General features: G+C 41.1%; 17 protein-coding genes. 7 read left to right on the top strand and 10 right to left on the bottom strand.

Annotated features, from left to right (window positions below; all coding sequences use genetic code 11):
- Nucleotides 1–5: 5 nt before the first annotated feature.
- The 3 genes from OCV27_RS05915 to OCV27_RS05925 form a co-directional block, all read right to left on the bottom strand.
- Complete coding sequence (locus OCV27_RS05915) at nt 6–1601, bottom strand: ATP-binding cassette domain-containing protein (protein ID WP_125323181.1); 1596 nt, start codon at nt 1599–1601, stop codon at nt 6–8.
- A gap of 114 nt (nt 1602–1715) precedes the next feature.
- Nucleotides 1716–2876: a histidine decarboxylase gene (locus OCV27_RS05920; protein ID WP_337969413.1), complete on the bottom strand. Its 1161-nt coding sequence runs from the start codon at nt 2874–2876 to the stop codon at nt 1716–1718.
- A gap of 84 nt (nt 2877–2960) precedes the next feature.
- A complete protein-coding gene (locus OCV27_RS05925; protein ID WP_125322773.1) occupies nt 2961–3827 on the bottom strand; it encodes an isochorismatase in 867 nt (288 codons plus the stop codon).
- A gap of 304 nt (nt 3828–4131) precedes the next feature.
- Here OCV27_RS05925 and OCV27_RS05930 point away from each other — a divergent pair, with 304 nt between their 5' ends.
- Both OCV27_RS05930 and angU read left to right on the top strand, forming a co-directional pair.
- Entirely contained in the window at nt 4132–6993 is a 2862-nt protein-coding gene (locus OCV27_RS05930; protein ID WP_281272885.1) for a condensation domain-containing protein, read from the top strand.
- 126 nt (nt 6994–7119) lie between these two features.
- Entirely contained in the window at nt 7120–8442 is a 1323-nt protein-coding gene (angU, locus tag OCV27_RS05935) for an anguibactin biosynthesis histamine N-monooxygenase AngU (RefSeq protein ID WP_125322774.1), read from the top strand.
- Nucleotides 8443–8533: 91 nt separating this feature from the next.
- Here the strand turns inward: angU and OCV27_RS05940 are convergent, their stop codons facing one another.
- The 7 genes from OCV27_RS05940 to OCV27_RS05970 all read right to left on the bottom strand — a co-directional run bounded on the left by OCV27_RS05940 (nt 8534) and on the right by OCV27_RS05970 (nt 18317).
- A complete protein-coding gene (locus OCV27_RS05940) occupies nt 8534–9010 on the bottom strand; it encodes a GNAT family N-acetyltransferase (protein ID WP_125322775.1) in 477 nt (158 codons plus the stop codon).
- Nucleotides 9011–9139: 129 nt separating this feature from the next.
- Nucleotides 9140–9901: a thioesterase II family protein gene (locus OCV27_RS05945; RefSeq protein ID WP_125322776.1), complete on the bottom strand. Its 762-nt coding sequence runs from the start codon at nt 9899–9901 to the stop codon at nt 9140–9142.
- A gap of 2 nt (nt 9902–9903) precedes the next feature.
- Entirely contained in the window at nt 9904–13029 is a 3126-nt protein-coding gene (locus tag OCV27_RS05950) for a non-ribosomal peptide synthetase (RefSeq protein WP_125322777.1), read from the bottom strand.
- Nucleotides 13030–13106: 77 nt separating this feature from the next.
- Complete coding sequence (locus OCV27_RS05955) at nt 13107–15293, bottom strand: TonB-dependent receptor (RefSeq protein WP_125322778.1); 2187 nt, start codon at nt 15291–15293, stop codon at nt 13107–13109.
- A gap of 105 nt (nt 15294–15398) precedes the next feature.
- A complete protein-coding gene (locus tag OCV27_RS05960; protein ID WP_125322779.1) occupies nt 15399–16367 on the bottom strand; it encodes a siderophore ABC transporter substrate-binding protein in 969 nt (322 codons plus the stop codon).
- Between the two features lie 55 nt (nt 16368–16422).
- A complete protein-coding gene (locus OCV27_RS05965; protein WP_185759827.1) occupies nt 16423–17349 on the bottom strand; it encodes an iron chelate uptake ABC transporter family permease subunit in 927 nt (308 codons plus the stop codon).
- A 23-nt stretch (nt 17350–17372) separates the two neighbouring features.
- Complete coding sequence (locus OCV27_RS05970) at nt 17373–18317, bottom strand: ABC transporter permease (protein WP_125322781.1); 945 nt, start codon at nt 18315–18317, stop codon at nt 17373–17375.
- A 400-nt stretch (nt 18318–18717) separates the two neighbouring features.
- Between OCV27_RS05970 and OCV27_RS05975 the strand changes: the two genes are divergently transcribed.
- The 5 genes from OCV27_RS05975 (at nt 18718) to OCV27_RS05995 (ending at nt 24766) form a co-directional block, all read left to right on the top strand.
- Nucleotides 18718–20844: a condensation domain-containing protein gene (locus tag OCV27_RS05975; protein ID WP_125322312.1), complete on the top strand. Its 2127-nt coding sequence runs from the start codon at nt 18718–18720 to the stop codon at nt 20842–20844.
- 138 nt (nt 20845–20982) lie between these two features.
- Complete coding sequence (locus OCV27_RS05980; RefSeq protein ID WP_125322311.1) at nt 20983–21759, top strand: 2,3-dihydro-2,3-dihydroxybenzoate dehydrogenase; 777 nt, start codon at nt 20983–20985, stop codon at nt 21757–21759.
- A gap of 121 nt (nt 21760–21880) precedes the next feature.
- Entirely contained in the window at nt 21881–22918 is a 1038-nt protein-coding gene (locus OCV27_RS05985; protein ID WP_125322310.1) for a potassium channel family protein, read from the top strand.
- A gap of 269 nt (nt 22919–23187) precedes the next feature.
- A complete protein-coding gene (locus OCV27_RS05990; protein ID WP_125322309.1) occupies nt 23188–24414 on the top strand; it encodes a serine protease in 1227 nt (408 codons plus the stop codon).
- Entirely contained in the window at nt 24407–24766 is a 360-nt protein-coding gene (locus tag OCV27_RS05995; protein WP_125322308.1) for a hypothetical protein, read from the top strand. The genes OCV27_RS05990 and OCV27_RS05995 overlap by 8 nt, the downstream gene beginning before the upstream one ends.
- The last annotated feature ends 43 nt before the right edge of the window (nt 24767–24809 follow it).

Here is a 24809-nt window from a genome sequence, read left to right on the forward strand (position 1 = left end):
TCATCCTATAAGTGAGCATTGCTGGTTAATGTCAGCGTAGAATCGGTTAGCTGAGCGATTTCTGAGTCATGAGTTACCATGATAATGATCTTATCTTTTTGGTGAGCGAATTCGATTAAATTTTGCATGATGGCTAAAGCGGTTTGTTTATCAAGAGCACTGGTTGGTTCGTCCAATAAAAAGATACTGGCATTGCTCAAAAATACGTTAGCTAAAGTGATTCGTTGTTGTTGACCACCAGAAAGTATATTGGCATCAGAATCAAGGTCTACATCCAATTGGGCATGGTTCAGCGCCTCACGAAAAACATCATCCGTTGTATTCGGTGAAGCAAGTTGTAAGTTTTCTCTTACCGTTGTTTTTAGCACGCCTACATTCTGAGGGACATAGCGTATAGCACTATGGCGTGATGCTTCAGTAAGTTGAGAAATATCATTGCTACCGAATGTGATCAGTCCTGACTTTAACTTTTCTTGGCCAGCTAAACCCCGTAGTAAGGTACTCTTTCCTACACCGCTTGGGCCCATAATGGAAGTCACTGAACCAATTGGGAAGGAATAACTGAGATCATCTAAGATGATCTTGGTGTCATGAACTATCGTGATACTTGCTGCTTTTAGAGAAAAAGTGTGGGTATCTAAGTTAATTTCACCACACTCAATAGGTGTTTGTTGCAAAAGCTGACCAATATTTTTAGCGGCATTCTTACCTGCTGAGACATAATCTAGCCCGTGTCCGAGCTTGAGTACTGGAGTTACGACAGCAAGGCCAAAAAAGAAAACCGAAGCCATTGCGGATGGACTTAATTGGTAGGTAACCGTGTAAGCAAGTGCGAATGTTGAGACTGCTTGAAGCAAAGCAATGGCAACGGCTGCAGGAAGAGCGACACTTGCAACCCATTTGACAATACCATGTGTAAAACGTTGAGTCGCATCATTATAACTGGCTATTGCACCCGATTGAGTACCATAAATTCGGTTGACTCGAACGCCTCTCGTATAGTCGTTTACTGCGGTAACTATATCTCCCATTATGCTCATACGCTCTGAACCATACTTAGCTGCGAATTTAGGTAGAAACACGAGATAATATAATGAAGCAGCAATGCCTGGGAGAAGAGTCACGAGTGCAACGGGACCGGCCAGATTTAACATAATGGCTACTGATGCAATAGGGACTACGAGGAAAGTGACAAGCTCTCCGGGTAAATGGGCAATCATATGGTGCAAAGTATTAATGTCTTCTGAAGCTAAACGACGCAGTTGATTATCGCCAAATTGAGATAGGGTTTTGCTTGGAAGCCGAGCTAAATGCTGAGCAACTTGACGACGCACTCTGGCTGAGAATTGAGATTCAGCATCATGAACTAACCAAGAGGCGCTAGAAGAGATTAATGCACTAAGGATCCAAAGCCCGATAGCGGCATAAACCCATTGGCTGGAGAGATCATTGATTAGTTGTATTAAACAAAGTAGTGCACCAACTTTTGTAAGTGCCGACAACACTTCAGCTAAAGTACCTAGAGTAAGTTTACCCAGAGAAGGCAGAAGAGCAGGCATTAATTCCGGAGTGACATAATGCTGACTGATCTTATTTATCATTCCTGATCCTCCATAATGAAGCAAGTAGAGGTAAAGTTTCGATTGTTGAGTGTGTAGTACTCTCACTAGATTTCATATAAAGCCTATTTATCTGACATTGGTAGATGATACTTGTTAGTTTTGACCGCTGGCACTGGGTATGCAGTAGTTAGGTTGTAAGTCGAATATAACGTCTTCGATCAGTGGATCTAATTTTTTTGTACTATCGAGGTGCGGCATAGTAATAATGTGCGCAACATTGCCTGATTTGGCTAAAGAGTGTTTGCGCCAAACACTCTCCGAAGGACAAGGAAACACAACAGTATTAGAGTTTTTATTGCGCCATGCATTAATTCCAGCTCGTTGGAGCCGTTCAATAGTATAATCTGCCATGTTCATGCATAATTCCACTTTCTCTTTCCAGTCTGAAAATGAGTGGCTTTTTATTGCTGCCCACATGAATAGTGCATTATGCCCATTTCTTGAACCACTAATTGTCTGATCGCGTGATGATATATAGTCGATCTCAACCGAAATCTGGTCAACCATATGACGTTTGGCCAGCACAATCCCGCTCGGAATTGGTGAGCCAATCATCTTGTGCCCAGAGACACTAATTGAATCAATACCATCTTCAAAAGAATAAGGGTGAGGATCATTAACAAATGGCATAATCATCCCACTGAGCGCTGCATCAGCATGAATATAATAATCCTTTCGTTCTAGCCCTAATAAAGCAAGGTCATACTGGATTCGAGCTATATTATCTATTGCTCCGCGCATTGTTGTCCCAATATTGGCAAAAATAATAGGGTTATTTTGCTTGTCGTATTTAATTTGTTCTATTAAATGGTAGTAATTTATCTCTCCGTTAGATAATGAACATATTTTCCGTGCGGGAATATTTAGTAATCTAACTATTTTATCGACAGAGTAATGAGTTTCTTCAGAGTAATAAATAATCCCTTTGGGAAATAACTCTCTAGCTAAGTAGCATGAAAATAAGTTTCCTTCAGTACCACCATTAGATATATAACCCCAGCTTTCTTGATGAGGTATTTTAAATAATTGAGAGAAGAATTCCATAACTTCTCTCTCAAATTCGAAAGTATTTAGCTTGTAATTACTTTCTTCTCTCCAATCTCCACAATTATTTAGAGAGAATTTCATAAACTTTTCAAGAATAGAATAATCGAAATCTGCAGATTCAGGATAACCCACATTAAAATATTGGTTTTTTTTACAATATAGCCAAAATTCATTAATTCTACTGAGATCCTCATGAGATAGTTTCATTATTTTGCCTGTAATTCATGGTCTAAATGGGCTAAAGCGCACACTAATGTTGCGTGCGCTGAAATTGATTTTTTATTTTGTAAATTATCCGATTAGTATGGCTTTTCGCTTTTCTTCTAATAAAGCCCACCAATTAACAATGCTTGGCTCATGGCTCAATTCTTGAAAGTTGATATTTATTCCAAGCTGATTAAGTTCTGACGCAATTCTTATCATACGAAGTGAATCAAAACCATACATCAGCAGGTTCTTTTCTGGGTCTAACCCCTTTGGATCTTCAAGCAACGCCTGCACTTTATCATATAGCCATTGGTAGCTGACTACTGTCTTAGGTTCCAACACAGTTTGTGTATTAATCACATAACCTGTGTAGTTGGCAACGTAACTAAGTGCATTAAGATGATCTTGATAAGACAAATCTGCAATGGCATCACTGACTAGAAAAGCCTGGATGTTTTTCTTAAGTGCGTCTGTGATTGTGATTCGGCAGCCTAAGTTGGCATATAAACCTGTGATAAGCAGTTGATCTCGTCCCAATTGTTGTAAATATTGTGCAAGGTCATCAGATTGCATTGCGCTGTAGTGTGATTTGTTAATTACGATATCTCCTTCTTCAGGAGCAACAAACGGCGCGATCATTTTTGAACATGGGGGTATGTCTTCAAAGCCCCAAAAATCCTCAATTAAAGCATGGGTGTGGCTGATTGCATTGAATGTTATTTGAGTATAAATAACAGGTATATTGTTTTGCTTTGCCCATTCTTTAATTTTGGCGATATTCCCCAAAAGAGTGGGCAATAAAATCGAGTCTGAGCTGTATATATCAACAAAATAGCGCTGCATATCATGGATAAGTAGCACAGTTCTATTGGCATCAAGTTGCCAGTCGGTTTTATTTAAAAAAGATGTTTTGCTCGGCATTGGGTAGCTGACATTTGTCGGTAGTGGCATGGCCTTATTCCTTAAAATTTTCTTTGGCCTTCAACAAGGCAAATTGATAAAGAGGTTAATGCAACAAGTTTCATTCTAGTGCACTCTACCGATTTTGTGTGTCAACGTATCCAAATGCATACGGGTTCCTATTCCATCTTGATGTACAGCAAAGCTGCCACTTACTACTTTTAGCTGAACTATTGAATGTACATGAGTGACGTATTTCCCTTATCTAGCTAATAATAATTAAGTTTTTATTGAAAATAATTATCATTTGCAAAATAATGGCGCTTAACAAATGAATTGTCAACAAAGAGAAAGCATGATGAGTGAATTAACACCAATGCAGGCCGCATGTTGGTTTGGCAGAGTGGCGGACGCTAAACTTGGCGGTGTGGCATCACACCTATATACCGAATTCGATGGCGAGAATATCAACCTTGAGCAGCTAAACTTGGCATTAATGAGTTTGTATCATAGGCATGAAATGTTGCGATTAAAGGTTGAAACCTCAGGTGCTTGTTCTATTGTTCAGACCCCTAGCTACAGCCTTTTGGAAGTTGATGACTTTACCCATCTAGATGCTGATGGTATCCACAATGCATTGAGTGAAAAACGAAAAACATGGACTCATCAGGTTCTTGATTTGACGCAAGGCCAAGCCGCTCGATTCTCAGTTAGCATACTACCTAGTGGTGCATATCGGTTACATATTGATACCGATATGATTGCTATAGACCCAGATAGCTGCAGAATATTGATTGAAGACTTTGCGATGTTTTATGAGGGAATGACGCCTAATATTGAAGATAAGTTGACGTTTTTTTCTTGGCACGAAAAAGCAAAATTGGATCCTGAACTTAAGCTACAGCGAAAGGCAGATAAAACATGGTGGAAGTCTCAGTTAGAGAACATTGCTCCAGCTCCGTCATTGCCATTTTTAGACCCTATTTCTAGTCAGGTTGACAGTCAGCATTATTCATATTGGTTGGACTCTGAGCAGCGCAAAGCCCTTATCACGATAGCGAGACAGCATGCTATTACACCAGCCAATCTTATGCTTGGGTTATTCGCTAGAGTATTGGGTAAAGCAACGGGAGATGAATTTTTTAGAATTAATGTTCCCACGTTTTGGCGTCCGCCTATCGCGACAGGAACAGAGAATATAGTAGGGGACTTTGTCAATTTTGTTGTTCTGAGTGTTAATATGCATCGGCCCAAGACATTGATGGAGTTTTGTCACGCATTGGCTGGCAATATGGCATCTGCATTGGGGCACAGCCGATATGATGGAGTTAACGTGATGAGAGATCTTTCTTTGCATCATGGCCATGCTCAATTAGCACCGATTGTCTTTACCTCAGCGATTGATTTACCTAGTGGTGACCTTTTCTCTCCTCGCGTCCACAAACAATTTGGCAAGATGAATTGGACAATTTCGCAAGGATCTCAAGTGGCGCTTGACTCACAGGTTGTGAGTATTGATGGTGGTATTATGATCAATTGGGATGTTCGCCAGGAAGCTTTGCCTAGGGATTGGGCATCAGCGATGTTTGAGCATTTTGTTGCGCTTACCCAAAATGTTATTTCCAACCCAAGTTTGTTAAGCGTTTCTCTAGATAGTGTGCAAACAAAGTTGGTTTGCCAGACAGGCTTAACCTCTAAATTAAATCCAATGCAGCAGGCTTACTTGTTGGGTAGAACCACACAAATGCCACTTGGTGGCGTTGCGATGCAAGAGGTTTTGGAATATCGAGGTAGTTTATCGCCTGCCTGCATTCGTCGTAGGTTGTCTGAAATGGTTGTCAAATATCCTTGTCTCCGAACTTTTGTTGATAGCCAATTACTCAAACTACACGTTAGCCAATGCCCACAAGTTAACATGACCCATATTAATTTGAGTCATTTAGAGAACGAAAGTATAAATAAAGAGTTAGCCCGTTTTCGTTATGAGTATAGTCACACAATATTTGAGATTGAGCAGCCATTGTGGAATATAACAACATTCTCTTTAGCAAACAGTGAGACTTATGTTTTTGCACGTTTTGATGCCTTGATTCTTGATGCCCGTTCTATTGCGTCTTTATTGGTGGAACTATTTGAAGGGCAAGTGCCAATGGTGCCCAATATTGAGACATATGCTGATAAAGTAAATATTCAAGAAAAACGTATTAAGGATGAGGTCTATTGGTTAAATAAATTGTCCTGTGTTGAAAGTGCGATGCGCTTCCCTTGGCAGAAACCGCTTGAATCAATTTCACATTCTCGTTATCAGCGTCAGAGTCTAGAAATTGGTAAAGAGACAGTGAAAAAGTTGATTCGAGTCGGAGGAAAACAGGGCCTATATAAAAACACTGTTATGATGGCGGCTGCAATGGAATCATTATCGGCTCATGTGAGTGATGGTAAACTGTGTGTGGCGGTACCAGTTCTACCCATGATGAGTACAAGCTACGCCAGTCAGTCAAGCTTTATTGCTTTGCAGTGGGATACTAGTTTACAAGACTTTTGTCAGCGAGCTAAGAACTTACAAGCTGATACTTTCGAAGGTCTTGAACATTTGGAATTTTCTGGGGTGGACTTGGCCCGTATTTTATATGATAGGTGTGGACCAGCCCCAACGCTACCCATAGTAATCACGAATGGTTTGTCCTGGCCTGTTTTAAGTGATAGTGCCGAAATGACATTGCAGCGCGGATTAACCCAAACTCCACAAGTTGCAATAGATGTTCGCTTTGTTGCGCAAGCTGGCGGTGCGGTTACGTTTAGTATTGATTATGCTACTGAGGCTGTAAGCAATGATTTGGTCAAATCGGTACTGGTTCATATTGATGCTCTTTTAAACCATATGGTGGAAGGTTTCGAGTTTGAAGCCCCATTGCTTGAACAGCTACTACAAAATGAGTCTCGCGTTATTGAGTTATTTGATTTTCCGCCAAGTGATATTGATTTAACACAGCGTGCTATTTTTGAGATTTATTGCCGGGTAATTGGGGTAGAGCAAGACAGTAGTTTTAATGATAGTTTACCTTTTGTTCAATTAGGGTTGAGACCTAACCACCTCAAGCGCATTAGCGCTGAACTTAGTAATGATCTGCAATTTGACTTGCCTGTTATGCAACTTATACGGTGTAAAAATGCCAGTGAAGTAAAAGCATTGGTTATAGAGAAAGTGATTGCTTAATCTCATCAGAGCAAATTACCCGATAAAATAGCCCAAAGTTTTGCCTAGGTAAGGTGGTCTACATATTTCCTTAGCTTTAGGTCACCTAATTATTTCAATGTTTTAATCTCGTATCGAGGAAGAAAAGTGAACATAACAATAAAAGATATCGTCGGTGTTGGTGTAGGACCATTTAATTTAGGGCTTGCAGCACTGACGTCTCATCATCCTAAACTGGATGTTGAGTTTATTGAGCGCAAACAAGAATTTAGTTGGCACAGTGGGATGTTACTTCCTGGCGCAACATTGCAAGTTCCATTTTTAGCCGATTTGGTTACTATGGCTGACCCAACTCACCCGCTAAGCTATTTAAATTATCTCAAGCATCATGACCGCTTGTATCAATTCTACTACTATGAAACTTTTCTTGTCCCAAGAAGTGAATACAACCACTATTGCCAATGGGCTGCGGGGCAACTAAAAAACTGCACTTATGGTGAAACTGTTGTGGATGTCAGATATCTTGAGGAGCTGGAGTGCTTTATGATTAAGAGTCAGGCTGAGGGTGAACTCAATACACGGTATAGCCGAGACATCTCAGTTGGTGTGGGAACAATGCCTTGGTTACCTGAATGGGCACAAAATGCGAATCACTCTTTAATACAACATTCTGCTCAGTTTGCTCATATGCGTGATCAACTTGCTAAGTGCAGCAATGTCACCGTTATTGGTTCTGGCCAAAGTGCTGCCGAATGTGTACTCAACTTATATCGTGACTTAACGCCTGAGCAAATTGATGCTGGAGCAAAGGTGAACTGGGTCACGCGTTCTGCTGGCTTTCACCCGATGGAAGCCTCCAAGCTTGGCCAAGAATGCTTTACGCCTGCGTATATGCAGTACTTCCATACTTTGCCGCGTGAAAAGCGTCGTAATATCGTTAAGGGGCAAGGTCTACTTTACAAAGGGATTAGTGGATACACGATCGCTGAGATTTTCGATTTATTGTACGAGCGTTCTATTGGTGGTCGTGAGGCAGGTCTCAACTTGTATTCCAATAGTCAGGTCAATGAAGTTGTCGTAAATGACAATTCTCAGATAATGGAAGTTATATGCCACCAATTGCAACAAGAGCAATCTTTTTCTCTCAATACAAATGCGGTGATTTGCGCCACAGGTTATGTTCATCAGTGGCCTCAATGGTTAGAGGCGCTAAAAGGCGCGGTTCTCGCAACCGATGAACACGGAGATTGTATTGTTGAAAACGACTTTGTTGCCCAGCGTTGTGATCAAGGTGCTGGCCGTGTCTTTATTCAAAATGCGGAAATATTCCAACATGGCGTTGGTGGGCCTGATCTTGGTATATGTGCTTATCGAAACGCTTCGATTATCAATCAAGTATTGGGTAAAGAAGTATATCGATTGCCTGCTAAGTCAGCTTTTCAGAGTTATGGAGCCCCTAACCTTAGGTAATTGATATAAGACAGGGCACGCACGATTACCATATCGTAGCTGCCCATCTATTGTTCGTTATAATGTTGAGTTAATCATTAATAATGAGGTTTTATAGTGACTTTGCCATGGTAAGCAGGTCCCAAACTTCACCATCCCATGATTGTGTTCCGGTTTGATAATATGTCACGACAAAGCCCAATGATTCATAACAGCATCTTGCAACCGTATTTGTTTTGAAAACTGCCAGTGATAGAGTTTTAGCTTGGAGTTGTTCCTTCGCGAGTGTGATTAATTGTATTAACATTACTTTGGCGAGACCTTGACCGCGAACATGGTTTGATAAAAATACACGGCATATACGAAAATGTTCATCTGAGACCTTAACTAATTCAACATAACCTGCCTCTCTTTCCTCTACAATAAATATAAATGGAAAAACGCTGGGTTGAGTGCAGTGCTTATTGATTTGAATACTATTGAGAGGAAAGCTAAAACTCGGTCCTCCCCATTGATAATTCAATTTCTCTGAGTCAATCCAGCGAATAAGCAGGTTATGATCACTGGGATTAAATGTCCGAAGCTCCATCGAGTTCTCTTTAAATGATATTACCTGTTGTTTTAAATAACCTACATCATCATAAATAGATCATCAATGGATAGATTTATAGAGAATATACAAAAAGCCATCATTATTATAATGACCTTTTGTTGAGTACTATTGATTAATGGCTTGGGAAGAGAAAGATCTTAGGCTCTCCAGCATAATTTGTGGTTGTGACGTAACATAGAAGTGATTACCTTTAATAACTTTGTGGTTAATAACATTATTAAACCAAAGCTTCCAAGCCTCGACTTCAGAGAAATACGCTTCTTGATCCTCATCGCCTGAAATGAGTAAGGTTGGGATCGAAAGGCGTTCTTCTTTACTTGGGGGTGAGGCAAAAAAATATTGTTCGGTAGCGTCAAAGTCAGCGCGAAGTGCAGGTAAAAATATTGGCCACCACTGTGGGTTTTCAGACAAACTTGGGTCACAGCCCCCCATGTCGACTAAGTGTTCAATAAAGACCCTATCATCGCACTCTCCAATCAAGCGCCGCCCCTCTATATGTGGCGCATGGCATGCTGATATGACAAGTCCTTTGGGCGAGTAGCCACGAAAAATGAGTGTTTTACAGACTTCATAAGCAACCTGTGTTCCCATGCTATGACCGACGATGACCATTCTTTCGATCGGCTGATTGCTGTTGAGCAAGTTTTGAACTACATCTTGAGCCAATACATCGATATTGGGTGCAGCAGGTTCGTCAATTCTAAACTCTCTGCCAGGATAAACCATGACAGAAATAGTCTCATTATCGAGAGAAAGGTCGCGCCAAGTTCGAAATGCCCCGCTAGCACCTCCGGCAAAAGGACACACAATATAGTGAGTGTCATGATGTGATCCTGAAGAGGTAGCAAGTTTAATTAGAGGGCTCATTATTAAGCTCCTTGTAAGCTAGTTAATCGGTATCTATCGAGCACCATCGCGAGGGATTCAATAGAAGGATACCGATACAACATCGAGAACTTGGCTGGATACCCTGCCTGATGGCAGCGTCTGATAAACTCAATGGCACTATAAGCATCACCGCCTAATTGGAAAAAGTTACTTGACTTATTAAGCTCAGATTCACTTAGTATATCAATCCAAATCTCACCTATTTTCATCTCACTTTCTGTCATAAGAGGTGTATTTATTGGAGCACTGTTTTTTCTTTTACGGCTTGTCATATGGGTTAATGCCTTATGATCAACTTTGCCGTTGCTAGTAAGAGGTAATGCATCTAGGAATATGATGCGCTGGGGGATCATATAGCTAGGCAGTTGCTCGTTCAATAAATGTTGCACTTTTTCTGCATCTAAGAGATTTTGCACAAGTTCGGTGACTACAAAGGCTGCTAGAGTTTTGTCTTTGTTACCCACGGCTATAGTAATAGCGCGCTGTACACCTTGAATACTGTTGAGTGCCAATTCAATTTCACCGAGCTCAATACGATAGCCGCCAATTTTGACTTGCTTATCTTTGCGACCCAAAAATTCAAGAGTTCCATCAGGCCAATAGCAGCCCATATCACCGGTGCGATACCAAACATGATCATCAATAGCTATAAATTGAGCTCGGGTTCTTTGCTCATCGTTAAAATAGCCAAGTGCCACACCGTCACCACCGATCCAAAGCTCACCTGAGACCCAATTTGGGCAATCTCGACCTAAGTCATCAACGACGCGATATTGCTGCCTAGCAAGAGGGTAGCCGTAAGGAATAGAGCGCCATTCAGTTGGTACTTGCTTAACATCATATACGTTTGACCAAATAGAGGCTTCAGTTGCACCACCCATTGCAATAAACTGTCCATCAACGCGATGTAAACGATAGCGCTGCGGTAAATCTAACCCGATCCAATCACCTGAAAGCATAGCCAAACGCAGCTTTTCGGGGGCAGTAGATTTAAACGAACTGGCGTAAGTAAGCAGCATATCAAACAGTGCAGGTACGCTATTCCACATGGTTACTTGGTGATGTTCAATAGACTGGGCCCAAGCACTTGGGTCGCGCCTTTGGGCTTCATCGACCAGTACAATAGCCCCACCGGCAGAAAGTAAGCCAAAAATATCATAGACAGATAAATCAAAATGCAACGCAGAAAGTGCAAGTATTCGATCTTCGGCGCTAACGGTATATTTTTGATTGAGCGAGACACAAGTATTAAGCGCACCTTGGTGCGAGATCACGACTCCTTTCGGAGTACCAGTGGAGCCAGAAGTATAAATAATATAAGCAGGTTCACTAGGTTTAACTATTTGAGGTATTTTTATGGGTTGATGTTTTTGGGCAACTTGCCAATCTAAATAGTTAAAATCATGGCTTATCGCTGAGTTTTGAAGCTCAGTTTTGTCGATAAGAATTACTTGAATTCCAGCGCCTTGATAGATTCCTTCGCGCCTTTCTTGTGGTTGATCGAGAGACACTGGCACATAAATAGCGCCAGCATACAAAATACCGAGTACAGATACGATTTGCCCTATACCTTTATTCATGCTTATTGCGACGCGGTCCCCAGGTTTAATACCTGCGGTAATGAGTGCACCTGCACAGCTTTGGGCGTAGAGGGCTAATGTTTTATAATCGAGTGATTGTTGACCATGGATCAACGCAAGTGCATTTGGTGAAGACGTTGCATGTTGCCAAAATCTGTCATGAAGCAGTCCATGAGGAAGTTCGTGTTTTCCTGCATCATGATTGATTAAGCTGCGTACTCTTGCTTGATGATCGGGAAGTTTTACTGCAAGTGACTGCTTCCAGTCACTATCGGGTTTACACAGTGATTCCAGCAGGTGGCTGTAGCTAGACACCATATCCTGAACCATATCTTGGGGGAAAAGAGAATCTTGGCTGTCCCATTGCAAGATAAGTTGACCTTGCTCGATTAATGCGTGTAAAGATAGCCAAGTATTGGCTGATTGACGGCATCCCCAACCAAGTCTATCAAGTACATTATTTTGTGAAAGTTCACTAGAAAAAGCGATATTGGCTGGGTATCTGTGTCCTTCAGACAATTTAGCGAGTTGGCGGACAAGCTGAAAAATGGAGGTTTGCCTATGCGGATAAGCTTGCTCAAAGTTTTGCTGGTTGGTTTTTGCAAGCGATAAAAAGCTTTGCTCATACCCTGTAAAACTGACTAGCAAAGGCTGGATATATTGGCCAATTACATAGCGACTGTCTCGTTTGGCATTAAGATCTAAACGCAGCATGAGATTGTCTTGTTGGCCCCAGAGTGACAATACACTACTAAACACACTAGCAAGAACAAGTTCAGGTTGAATGTTATGTTGCTCGCTGTGTGTGACTAAATGCTGCCATTTGTCAGAAGATAACTTCAGTGTGTGTCGAGTTATGCCAGTATCTGTGATTTTTTCAGGTTCGCAAACTGTAGGAAGGTTCGCCGAACGAGGCAGAGATAGAATTTGTTCGTTCCAGTAAGCAGAATCGCTATTGGTATTATGTATAGCATCTTCTAAAAACTGGTTATGCGTGTTAACCACCAGTTCTAAGTCTTTACATTCTTGCGCACTCCCCATTAAGATTTGATTGAGCTGTTCAAAAAATAGTACGGCGCTTGGTTGGTCGACAATTACCGAGTTGAAACGTACATGCAGCCTAATTTTACTCGCAGGTAGGATATTCAACACGACTGAAATGGTGTTTTTGGTAGGCTTTTTTGTTAAGGTCGCGCGGACGTAGGCAATCTGCTCGTTTACATTTTGATCTGAATGCTGACTTAAGTCATTGATAGTAATGACATCTATCTGATTACTCTTTGTCAGATGAAGGTAGAAGTCATCACTGAGCACCGCATGTAACATTGGATGTTGTGCGATAAGTACTTTGATAGCTTTTTCTAGCCGGTTGCTGGCTATATCTTGGAAATCAAGTTCTTGATAAATAAAGTTAGCAATAGATTGCTGTTCGGCGCGTTGCCTCTGGGTGGTTAGGAGCCAGTTTTGGTTAGACGTTAAAGATAATTTTGCCACTGGTATTGAAGATGAGTGCTCGCTCTGGTTCATGATGGGATCTCATAAAAAGCAAAAAATAACAGGGAAATCTGCCCTTAATTAAAAGACTAAGAGCAGAAGTGGTCAGGTTAGAAATCGACGCTGGCCGATAACATGACAGTGCGCGGCGCACCAAGTGCAAGGGAAGCGTAATGTGTTGTCGTCCAATAGGCTTCATCGGTGACGTTATTGACTGCAAGACGCCAAGTCACATCTTGTTCAGCAATCTTAGATTGATAACGTGCGCCAAGGTCAAAGATAGTTTGACCAGACACTGAAAGGGTGTTTTGAGAGTTAATATATTGCTTAGACATATATTTTGTTTGGCCAATTAAAGTCAGCTCTCGCATGGCAGGTATATTCCATTCCACTGCCAGTTTAGCTTGTACTTTTGGCATCTTGGTAGCCTGTTTACCTTGTATGGTTTCATCATCGGATTTAGTGATTTCCGCATCGGTATAGGCTATTCCACCTGCTAGCGAATAGTTCTCCCATACGGTGCCAAAGAACCCCCATTCAACCCCTCTATTACGTTGTTCACCATCGTATGAGATGGTGCTGTTTTTATCGTATTCGTTTGGTTGCTTGGTTTCAAATAAACTTAGTGTGTGAGCAAAACTGTTGAAATCCAGTTTCACCCCAGCCTCAGTTTGCTTAGTTTTTTGAGGAGCGAAACTTTCACCTACGTTAGTGTATTTTGAATTTGTTACGGTCTTGCCATTAGTTAGTCCTTCGGCATAGTTGGCATATAAAGAAATGGTTGGCGACAGTTTATACAGTGCAGCTATGGCTGGCGTATAGGCACTCTCTTTTTGTTGAGTCATGGATGGTGCACTTCCATTACTACCAAAGCCAGAGCTGTAATCGACGCTTTGATGCCTAATCCCAAGAGTTAATTGGATGCTATCTTCTGCAAAGGACAAGGTATCAGCGATACCGTAACTCACCTGAGTAGAATCAACAGGAAGCTCGTAAGAGTTATAATTTTGATTTTCTCTTGTCCATGTTGGGTTGTAGATATTTGGCTGCCAGGTGTTAACGCTAGTTGCTCTGGTTGGTGAGTCATCCTTGTTTTCATTGAAATAGGTGCTGTTGATTACTAACTGATGCTCAACAGGACCTGTACTAAAGTTGCCACGAACGCCAATTTCTCCAGAAGTACGCTTACTCTCAAGGTCAACGGAACCTTGAGTTATATTAAGGTTTCCATTGGAGTCTCCAAGCTCAATAATTGAAGGGATATTAGAGTCAAAATCAGTACGACTGGCACCCAATGCTGCATAGGTTGTGATATAGGAGTTAATATCCAGCTCACCACGAATCATGGCACCTTTATCTTGGCTATCATTATAGGCCCAGTCTGGAGCTAGGGCTGTACCAGAAGAAGGGGGAGGCGGGAGGTGTGTTACGCTGTTCGCGACACTAAGACCGCGAGCAGGGCCATCAACATGTTCTTTACTGATGTATATATCCGCTTCTATCATGGCATTATTACCTCGCCAATCAAAACCTAAAGAGACAAGCTGAGCCTGTTTATCTTGATTGTCTATTGAGGCATTACCATCTCGAAATACGCCGTTAAAACGCAGACCCAATTGGTCATTGGCCCCGAATCGTCGGCCAATATCAATATGGCCACCAAATTGTGAGTCCGACATATAAGTGCCAGTAAAAGAGGTGGTGGGCGTTTCTTGGGGGCGCTTAGTCACTAGGTTAATAGCGCCGCCGACAGAGCCATTTGGCGGCATTCCATTAAGCAGTGAAGAAGGTCCTTTTAGTACATCAATACGCTGATACATTTCAGGTGTACTGCGGTAGTAGGGGCCAATACCATACAGGCCATTAAACATTACATCACCAATTTGGGACTGAAAGCCGCGTATTTTAATACTTTCAATATTGACGCCAGTGTCACCACTAGTAAAAACCGACGGGTCCGATGCTGAAATTACATCTGAGATATCTTGTGCGTGCTGATCTTGTATTTGTTTTTCGGTATAGCCGATAGTGTTAAATGGTGTATCTAAAAAATCTTTATCCCCCAGCATTCCCATGTTGCTTGTGGTAGAGATTTGTCCTGAGGCATAGGCTTTTTTGGCTTGGCCGTATACTGTCATCGATTCGTCAGTCTGCTCTTCAGCGTGAGCAAAGCTTACTGGCAGTACTGAAGCGCTAAGCTGAAGCGCGACCAAAAGTGCAATTCGGCTTGGGCTAGGTTTGTTATTAGATGTATTGCCTTGTGGGTAAGTCGCTATCTTATGATAGTGATAAGTCATTTGTTGTTTCCTTTCTTTCTTGGTGTAACTTAGCTCACATCCGCACCAACTGCGGATTGTTGTTTGCTGGGCTACTTAAGACCCAGCTTGTTATAAAATTTGGTGTTAGCTTTGGTAACCTTTAAGGATGTCATCAATCACAATTTGCAGAGAGGTAACACTCGCTGAGGTAATATACCAAGCATCTGCATCGACAAAGACCACCTTACCGTTCTTCCATGCTTTGGTTTGACGCAGTAAAGGATTTGCCAAATGTTGCGCATCTATAATAGGTTTACCTTCCATTACGGCGGTGCGGTCAATGATGTAGAGAATATCAGGGTCAGTTTGGTTGATGAACTCACTGGATATGGGCTGCCCATGCAAGCTCGCTTCTACTTCCATACTTGCAGGTTTGACGCCGAGTACGTCAAAAACAAACCCATAGCGCGACTCAATACCAAATGAGCTGAAGGCTCCATTATTGTGCATCACGACTAAGGCTTTTTCTGGTCTTTCAGCGGTTACTGCTCTTACTGTTGCCACTTTGGCATCAATTTCGGCGACTTTTTGCTTTGCGAGCTCTTGTTTATCAAAAATTTCACCGAGTTCAACAAGGTGGTGCTTGATCACATCTACGTGGTGTCCCTTACTGTTCCGATAATCGATATCAAAATGCACAGTAGGTGCGAGCTGAGAAAGCTCTTCGTATTGATTTGCGTGCAGCGGTGTAATTAACACTAAATCGGGCTTCAGTGCGTAGACTTTTTCCATGTTGGGTTGCACGATAGCGCCGAGGTCAGCAATGTTGACATCATCTTTGTACTTGGCTAAAAAATGCGGCACAAAATCTTTCACCATGCCAGCCACAGGGACATTTAACTGATCTAAAAAATCAACCTCGTTCATATCAAGTGCGGCGACGCGTTGGGGACGATTGGTAATTACGGTTTCCCCTAGGTTGTGTTCAATCACAATCGGTGTTTCCAACGGTTGGACAGTTTGAGATTGAGTCACTTGCTGTTCACATCCTATAAGGGCAACAAGTGAACTAGATGCCAGCGCAACAGCTAGACTAAGGGTACTCTTTAACATGGATGAATTCCTTTTGTTGTCAGTGAATGGCCAATACATAGTTTATTGGCCGTCTTTATATTTGGCTTCTTGTTCTCATAGTGATGAAAAGGAAATACCCTCCACAGAGAACGTTAACCAAAATAGAGACAGTCGTTTTATAGTTAAACAGGTGCTCAACCATCAGCTGAGCGGCTAAAAACATTACAATGGCAATAGCACAGGCAATGGGTAGTGTTTGTCTATGTTGAGTCGATCCAGCGACGCTATACGCTATGTTTGCAATGAAAATACCCATAAATGAGGTTGGTCCAATTAAGCTGGTAGAAATCGCCACCAAAATAGCAATAACAGCAAAATACCTTGGAATATAATGAGCATCGTCTAGCCCAAGTGACATCGCTTGATCTCGGCCAAGGCCAATCACATCTAACATACGTATCCATTTACTGGCAAAGAAGGCGAATATACTTAGAACGGCTCCTGCAAATAACAGGGTTGACGGTTTAGCCCTTTCAAATGAGGTGTAGCTTAGTCCCTGAAAAATAGAGAACTCCCCAGGACTTATCCGGAGCTGAATAAACTGAGCAAAAGTAGTTAGTACCATAGTGAGAACAAAGCCAATCAGTAGTACTTGGTGCATATCACGTTGAAACTTTTTGAGAATCCAGTATTGAATGGCAAATGAGTACAGCAGGATAAGTATGGCTGAAATGACAAAATTACCCACAATACCCAAGGCTGCGCTGCCCGCAGTTCCAGCGAGGAGTAAAAGCAAGGCTTGCCATACAAGATAAATCGACTCATAACCCATTATGGATGGTGTCAAAATACGATTTCCGGCCAATGTTTGAAAAATAACGGCTGATATGGCAACGCAGCTGCCACCAACTACGATAGCGCCAAGCTTTATTAACCTTTTGGGGATGATGTAATTAAAGTCTAATCCTGAGCTTGCAAAGACAAAGGCAATAGACAAGGTACTGACAAGTGTAAAGCACATAATCAAACTTGAGTAACGTGATATCACCGGTTTGCTCCTTTTATCAGTAATACAAGGAACATCACGCCACCGAGCGCACTTGCGGTTAAACCAATTGGTACCTCAAAAGGAAAAATCACTAGTCGGCTAACAATGTCACAGACAATGAGCAGAGAAGCCCCACCTAAGGCAACGATAGGTAGAGTATTTTTTAGGTGGTCACCGTATTTTAGGGCAACAAGATTTGGGATGACTAGACCGACAAAATGGATAGCACCTACGGTTACAACCGTAATTGCAACCGTTATGGATACTAGGATTAACCCCAACGCAGCGGTTGCACCGTAGTTTACGCCTAAATTAGATGCCATATCTTCACCCATTCCCATGACTGTAAATCGGTGGGCATAAAGGTAGGTCAGTAGGGTGATGGGTAAAATCAAATAGATGATTTCATAATGGCCTTGTACGACTTTCGAGAAGTCACCTATTAGCCAACCGGACATACTTTGTAAAATATTATTTTGATAGGCATAAAACTCTGCCAGTGCACTTAGAACACTGCCAAACATAAGGCCAATTACTGGTACTAAGGCCGAGTTACTGAACTTGATTTTACGTACGATTGCTATGTAAATAAGGCTCGCGGTGAAGCAAAGTATAACAGCAAAGATCATACGCTCGATTTTGTCGGATGAAGGGAGCAAAACAATAGAAACCAAAATACCCAGCTTAGCGGCATCAAGCCCACCAGTAGTGCCTGGCTCGACGAAACGATTTCTGACAATATGCTGGAGAATAACGCCGCACATAGCTAGTCCAGCTCCAGTGAGAATAAGTGCAGCTAGCCTAGGTAATCGGCTTGCCGTAATAGGCAACCAAGCTTGTTCATTTAAGCTGATTAATAATGACCAATCTATTTGGCTGGCACCAACAAAAATAGAAATAAAGCACAATGTAGAGAATGTGCAAAATATACGCAGTGTCATTGAATATTAACCCCGCTATGATATAGGTGCCTATTATATTTATTTACAAAGTGACCTGACAATAGTAATAAATACCATGATTTTAAAGTGGGAATAAAACAATCGCAAAATTTTAACAAATGATATTTTTGTGTATTTTTAATATGGAAAAAAGTCACGTTTAAACTCTCAAGAATCTACTATAAATGTAAAAATTAACGATTCTAGCTAACAATTATCATGGTTCTTATGAATAAAATTATAATTTTTATATTAATAAAATTATTTGCTTGACGTAAATTGTCAATCTAAATGATAATCAATACTATCATTATTATCGTTGATGTGTAAGCAAATTAACACATAGTTTAAAAATTAGATCAATGGCATGACAAGTGCTCACATAAGAATCAGGATGCCCATGTATAACCTCAATATAGAACCCAAAACCCTACTGCCGATTAGTGAACACGAAGAAAAGGTATGGATGCAGCAACTTCAAGACCCTCAGAGTATTGAATGGCGGGTAGTGATTTATACTATTGATAAAAAAAGTAAAATAGATCTTATAGACCAGAGTATTGAGAAACTGGTCTTAAATGACATGCAGCTAAATCTACGCTTTGGCTTCTCGGAAGATTTTGAATTAGAAAAATGGCACTTGCCTGATGCGCTACGGTTCTTGGAAGTAAAACAGGTCACATATGAAGAGATTTATGATTTAACTGTTGCAATGAAAACACGCTCTTGGGAGGCTGAATCTCAACCACCATTTGAGATAACTGTATTACAAACAGAGCAAGAGCAATATTTATGTATGTCGATACACCCTATATTAGATGAACACATTAATAGAAAACAAATCATCAGCTTGGTTGAAGCAAACTATGAAGAATTAAATAATCAAAACCCAGAAGGAAAATTAAGTCCCACAGCATTAGATTTAACACAAGTTGGCAATTCAAATGGTTCGAATGGGGACATTGAACAAATCATATTAACTGAATTTAAGTCTAGTCTTGATGATCTTGATGTTGAATTAGACGATGACTTTTTTGAAATTGGTGGTCATTCGCTTTTAGCGACAAGAATCATTGGCAACCTAATGAATAACCATGGTATCGAGATTAGCTTTAATGACTTTTTTAAGTCACCTAGTGCTCAAGCACTCGCTCTCTGTGTTAACCAATCTTCACCAGTTGATCCCCAAGAGCCTGCGCCACCTAATGAATTTTTGTTAGCCAACGAGCGACCACTGTCGCTCGCGCAAACTTTTTTATGGGATGCTCATATCGCTACTGGTAAATGCGCAATATTCAATCTGCCATTTGCAATACGCTTTGATGCGGAGGTTGATGAAGAGATATTTAAACTCGCGTTTAACGATCTTTTAATTCGCCATACAGGCTTGAGGACGGTATTTATCGACGTGAATGGCACCACTGAGCAAAGAATTATTGACGAGAATGACTTGGCGCAATGTTCTTGGTTTTGGGGCAGTGAAGAGTCAGAAGACGCAAGTTTAAAGTCAGAAGCAGGGTATGTTTTTGACTTGTCGAAAGAACTACCACTGCGCATTCGTTTTTTTAGAGATAAACAATCGGGCCAGCAAATCCTATCTTTTCTAATTCACCATATGATTATCGATGAATGGTCATTGAACAACTTGATGCCAGAGCTGTCACATGCCTATTTGGCTCGAATTCAAGACCAGCAGCCGGTATGGGATAGACCTGCCAATAGTATTCACGAGTATGCGATTGCACAGCGATATCATGGTCCACGCCAAGAAGATATCCGCTATTGGGTTGAGCATTTACAAGGTGCTACTGCCGGCCTTAACCTTATTGGTTCTCAGCCAGAGCAGGACGGTTCTCTAGTTAATTCAATTGCGGCTAATTGGGTAGAAATCGATTTAGGTACGAATGCGCATCGAGTAGTGTCATCACTTGCAAGAGAGTGCAATTCATCGACCTTTAGTGTTGTGTACTCAGCAATCGCACAAGCCTTGCATCATGCAGGAAATATAAAAGATTTAGTGATTGGTACTTCTGCATCAGGTCGTGATGATGCCAAGTATTTTGACTCGGTCGGGTATTTTACTACTATGGTCGCCCATCGTGTGGTATTCAAGCCAGAACAATCTTTTACTGAGTTGGTTGGTGAAGTGACCCAAACAATTAACGATTCTATGTCTCGTGCGACCGTGCCCATTGACCTAGTGCAACGTGAGCTAGGGCTAGATCCAAAAAATGGCTTATTATTTGATGTTTATGCACAGATCCACGCTGACAATGCTCTATATGGTTCATTGCAAAAACCGCAAAATGAGTCAGTGTCATATCAGCAAATTTTGCCTAATAAGACAGAATCATTGTTTGGTTTACACTTTGAAATTATGGAAAACCTTATTGGTGACAAACGATCTTTGCGTCTGATTGTGACTTATCAAACCGCGCGCTACAGCAAAGAGCAAATTATAGCGCTTGGTCAGCAAATGAAATCTATTCTGACATGCCAAACGGTTTTTCAACCAGAGATAGTCTAAATAATTGAACTGAGAAAGTTGTTTATATGGTCAATGTATTATCATTGGCCATTTACTTAATGTTTAAATTCCTATCTATATGATTCGGTGAATTCGGCTTATTGGTGGTAGGTATCTTCTCGTAGAATGGAAATTACGATGTCACTTGACAATAAAAAAGTGTTATTAGTTGGGGCAGCAACAGGAATTGGCTTATCAGTATTAGAAAGCTTGCTTCGCGAAGGCGCAATAGTAACAGTTGCGGACAAACAAATAGACTTACTAATAAAAAATACTCAGTTTTTATTAAAAATGTACTCCAACAAATTTGAATGTCATTGGTTAGACTTAGCCGAACACACTCAAGTGGCCGAAATTGTCGAAGCTTGGCAACAACAAGGTACATTTGATCATTTAGTTTGTTGCGTGGGTTTGTTGCATGTTGGCTCTTTACATGAGCTACCGATAGCAGCAGTGAAACATACCTTTGATGTGAATACTTTTGGTGTGTTGGCATTAATGCAGACAGTAGCAAAATCTATGAAGTTTAAAGGTTTAGGTAGCATGGTTATTGTTGGTTCCAATGCAGCCAATACGCCAAGGCAATCAATTGGTGCCTATGGTGCATCAAAAGCCGCTTTGCACATGATGGTAAAATGTATGGGTATTGAGCTCTCGCCATTTGGTATTCGCTGCAATATAGTAAGCCCTGGTTCGACAGACACGCCAATGCAAAGACAGCTATGGACGGAGAGTTATGGTGAGTCTGAAGTCATTGCTGGAGATTTAAGCCAGTTTCGTTTGGGTATTCCGCTCGCAAAACTCGCCCAGCCTCAAGATATTGCCAATGCTATCCTATTTTTACTTTCTGACGCTGCCGGACATATTACCATGCACGACTTAAGAGTGGATGGTGGGGCAACCTTGGATAACTGACTATACCCCAATCCTAATATCTAGATATAAGTCACATTTATAGCTTTGATACTGTCGTTTAGCTTTGATTAATCATAGTGTGTTTTATATTCGTTCACCTTATTAAATCTATGGTGCACTCATGGGTATATGGTTAGTTGTCAAAAAATGGTTTAAGTCGCATGTCTTTCATATCAGTAATAAAAATATCCTTATTTTAAGTGTCTTATATTTGCTGCTTTCTTGGTGGCTACTCTGGTTTGCTGGTGAGACAGAATTGATAGAAAACCGAGCACAGTTTATTTATTATTTGATGGTGACAGCCTCAACGGTTGGTTATGGCGATCTATCACCAGCATCAGATACAGGAAAATGGGTAGTTGCTCTGTTTGTTATTCCTGGTGGTTTAAGTTTATTTGCTGCTGTTTTGGGTAGAGCTGCATCTGGGGCAATTGAGTATTGGCGAGCGGGCATATTAGGTAAGCGGAAGGTTAGGATGGAAAATCATATATTACTTTTAGGTTGGAACGGCCAACGGACAATACATCTGATTCGTATGCTACAACATGAAGAAGAAGGAAAGAGGCCAATCGTTTTGTGCTGTCGTTCAGAAATCGAAAACCCATTGCCGGGAGAAATTGGTTTTGTAAAAGTAACCAGTTACACCGATACACAGGAGATGGCGCTCTCGAATGTGACACAAGCAAGTTGTATCATCGTTGACAATCTAGAAGATGATATTACCCTTTCTGCCGCGCTTTATTGTTCTAGCGTTAACCCCAATGCCCACCTATTGGCATATTTTAAAGATGAAGCATTAGGTCATCTTCTCAGTCAGCACTGTCCTAAAGCAGAATGTATTCCAGCTGTGGGTGCTGAAATGCTTGCCAAAGCTGCAGTTGATCCGGGTTCAAGTGCGCTTCATCAAGAGCTATTGGCCTCGACTCGGGGTATGACTCAATATTCTACATTGTACCCACAAGATGCTAATGACACTAAGGTAGAATCTTTGTTTTCGTTTATTAAAAAAGAGTATCAGGCTACACTAATTGCGGTTGATACTGGCTCTGGTATCAAGCTTAATCCTAAGTTGAGTTTCCAAGTATCTGCGGGAAGTCGTTTATTTTATATCGCTGACGAGCGTATTGAAACTTTTAATTGGAAGTTGTTAAGCGAATAATGGCAGGTTAGATCCCCATGTTATTGTTTTAAAAGGGCTAATTATGGCCCTTTTTTATCTGTGAACATCCCATGTTATCTGATGAAATGACTCTGTATTTGATCTCCAATACACAGCTCTAAAAATTTATCGCTTATACATCAAGTATTTTAGTTCATTAACTCTAATTTCAGGTGTTTACCTGATACCACCTAAAGCCTATCCAAAGCAAAATACTTCCGAGAATTTAGTAGTAACTACCTTTAATTATCGATTGAATAGGAAGTAAAATGTACAAAAATCTAATGGTCCTAGCTGTAAGTTCATGCTTACCGCTTGTATCTGTGGCTGATGAGCTGAAAATATCTGAGAATGGTACCGCTTCAAGAATTATTGGAGGGACGACTACTGGCAAAAACGACTGGCCTTTTATGGCTGCTCTGGTGACTAAGTCAACCACTGATTCACACAGAGGACAGTTTTGTGGGGCAAGCTATATTGGTGGAAGGTATATTTTAACAGCAGCTCACTGTGTTGAGGGTCAAAAATCGACTAATTTTGATGTAGCTGTGGGTACACATGATCTCACCCATATTTCCAGTGAAGGACAACGTGTTGGAGTTCGCTCCTATTATATTCATCAAGGCTATTCTAACTATGCTAATGATATCGCGATCGTCGAATTGGAGCGCGAAATTGTAGCACCTCAAGTTGGTTTAGTATCAGAAATTGAGGTGAATAACCTGAACTCAGGTGATACGCTTACCGTTACCGGCTGGGGTAACCAAGATACTTCAAGTTTTTTTGGGTCTTTCCCTAATACTCTTTATAAAGTTGATCTGCCTTATGTTGACAGAGGTACATGTCAAAATTTAGGGGGAAGTTATTCCTCTATTGGTGATGATGCTATCTGCGCAGGTGACCTAGCGGGAGGCAAAGACTCTTGTCAAGGAGATAGTGGTGGTCCTCTAGTGGTTAAAGATGGTACTAACTATAAGCAAGTGGGTGTCGTGAGCTGGGGCGCTGGCTGTGGAGAGCCTAATGCGCTTGGTGTTTATGCTAACGTTGGTCACTTTGAAACCAATGGCTGGATTGAAAGAAATACTACTGGCGTGAGCTATACGCAAAATACGATATTTGAAACTCGAATTGGTGAGTATGATATTAATTTACCAATTAGAAACTTTAGTACTGAAGCCTTTAATGTGACAAATATTACCGTACCTGCTGGTGTTACTTTGGTCACTAATAATTGTACAGCAACTCTGAATACTAGTGATGATTGCTCCATTGATGTTAAGGTTGATGCTTCCGTCGCGCTTGGAAACTCAGATCGTACCACAATAGAAGTGAGCACAGATCATCCGATTGCTGGTGATTTGTCGATGAATATTGTATATGCAGAACCAAAATCTCAAAGTTCCGGTGGAGGTAAAGGTGGTTCGGTTTCTTTGGCTATGGCGTTTCTAGCATTGTTTGGCTTTGCTCTGAGAGCAAGAGAGCAACGTAATGCGTAAGCTTTGGTTTAGCTTATTTGTTGCAATATGTGGTTTAGTTCTCGCTGCATGTCATTCAAAGAGCGAAATACAATTAGATGAAACTGGTGTAGTTCCTCTTTTTAGCTACAATATTAACACTGACTCAATTGTGTTTGAGGCACTTGCCAGTGGATGCAGTCATAATCAAGACTTTGTAATTAGAGTTGATAGTGAGACGAAAAGAATCGTCAACATTTCTATCATTCGGTTAAAAGCAGATCATTGCAGAAAAATGTTGGCCTATCAAAGCTTCGAGCTCCCCCTAGAGCGTGTTTTGGCTAGCAAAAAAATCACGGTGAACAACCCTATGGGCGAAGCTATCACCCAATAAATGAGTAGGCGCTTTATGAGCGCCTTTTTTTATTGATCTATCT

This window comes from Vibrio pectenicida (assembly GCA_024347015.1).
In the GTDB taxonomy this organism is placed as follows: domain Bacteria; phylum Pseudomonadota; class Gammaproteobacteria; order Enterobacterales; family Vibrionaceae; genus Vibrio; species Vibrio pectenicida.

Bases quoted from the DNA above. Each gene is read 5' to 3' on its own strand.
- OCV27_RS05915 (WP_125323181.1), bottom strand. From the start codon at position 1,601: ATGATAAATAAGATCAGTCAGCATTATGTCACTCCGGAATTAATGCCT.
- OCV27_RS05920 (WP_337969413.1), bottom strand. From the start codon at position 2,876: ATGAAACTATCTCATGAGGATCTCAGTAGAATTAATGAATTTTGGCTA.
- OCV27_RS05925 (WP_125322773.1), bottom strand. From the start codon at position 3,827: ATGCCACTACCGACAAATGTCAGCTACCCAATGCCGAGCAAAACATCT.
- OCV27_RS05930 (WP_281272885.1), top strand. From the start codon at position 4,132: ATGATGAGTGAATTAACACCAATGCAGGCCGCATGTTGGTTTGGCAGA.
- OCV27_RS05940 (WP_125322775.1), bottom strand. From the start codon at position 9,010: ATGGAGCTTCGGACATTTAATCCCAGTGATCATAACCTGCTTATTCGC.
- OCV27_RS05945 (WP_125322776.1), bottom strand. From the start codon at position 9,901: ATGAGCCCTCTAATTAAACTTGCTACCTCTTCAGGATCACATCATGAC.
- OCV27_RS05950 (WP_125322777.1), bottom strand. From the start codon at position 13,029: ATGAACCAGAGCGAGCACTCATCTTCAATACCAGTGGCAAAATTATCT.
- OCV27_RS05955 (WP_125322778.1), bottom strand. From the start codon at position 15,293: ATGACTTATCACTATCATAAGATAGCGACTTACCCACAAGGCAATACA.
- OCV27_RS05960 (WP_125322779.1), bottom strand. From the start codon at position 16,367: ATGTTAAAGAGTACCCTTAGTCTAGCTGTTGCGCTGGCATCTAGTTCA.
- OCV27_RS05965 (WP_185759827.1), bottom strand. From the start codon at position 17,349: ATGTGCTTTACACTTGTCAGTACCTTGTCTATTGCCTTTGTCTTTGCA.
- OCV27_RS05970 (WP_125322781.1), bottom strand. From the start codon at position 18,317: ATGACACTGCGTATATTTTGCACATTCTCTACATTGTGCTTTATTTCT.
- OCV27_RS05975 (WP_125322312.1), top strand. From the start codon at position 18,718: ATGTATAACCTCAATATAGAACCCAAAACCCTACTGCCGATTAGTGAA.
- OCV27_RS05980 (WP_125322311.1), top strand. From the start codon at position 20,983: ATGTCACTTGACAATAAAAAAGTGTTATTAGTTGGGGCAGCAACAGGA.
- OCV27_RS05985 (WP_125322310.1), top strand. From the start codon at position 21,881: ATGGGTATATGGTTAGTTGTCAAAAAATGGTTTAAGTCGCATGTCTTT.
- OCV27_RS05990 (WP_125322309.1), top strand. From the start codon at position 23,188: ATGTACAAAAATCTAATGGTCCTAGCTGTAAGTTCATGCTTACCGCTT.
- OCV27_RS05995 (WP_125322308.1), top strand. From the start codon at position 24,407: ATGCGTAAGCTTTGGTTTAGCTTATTTGTTGCAATATGTGGTTTAGTT.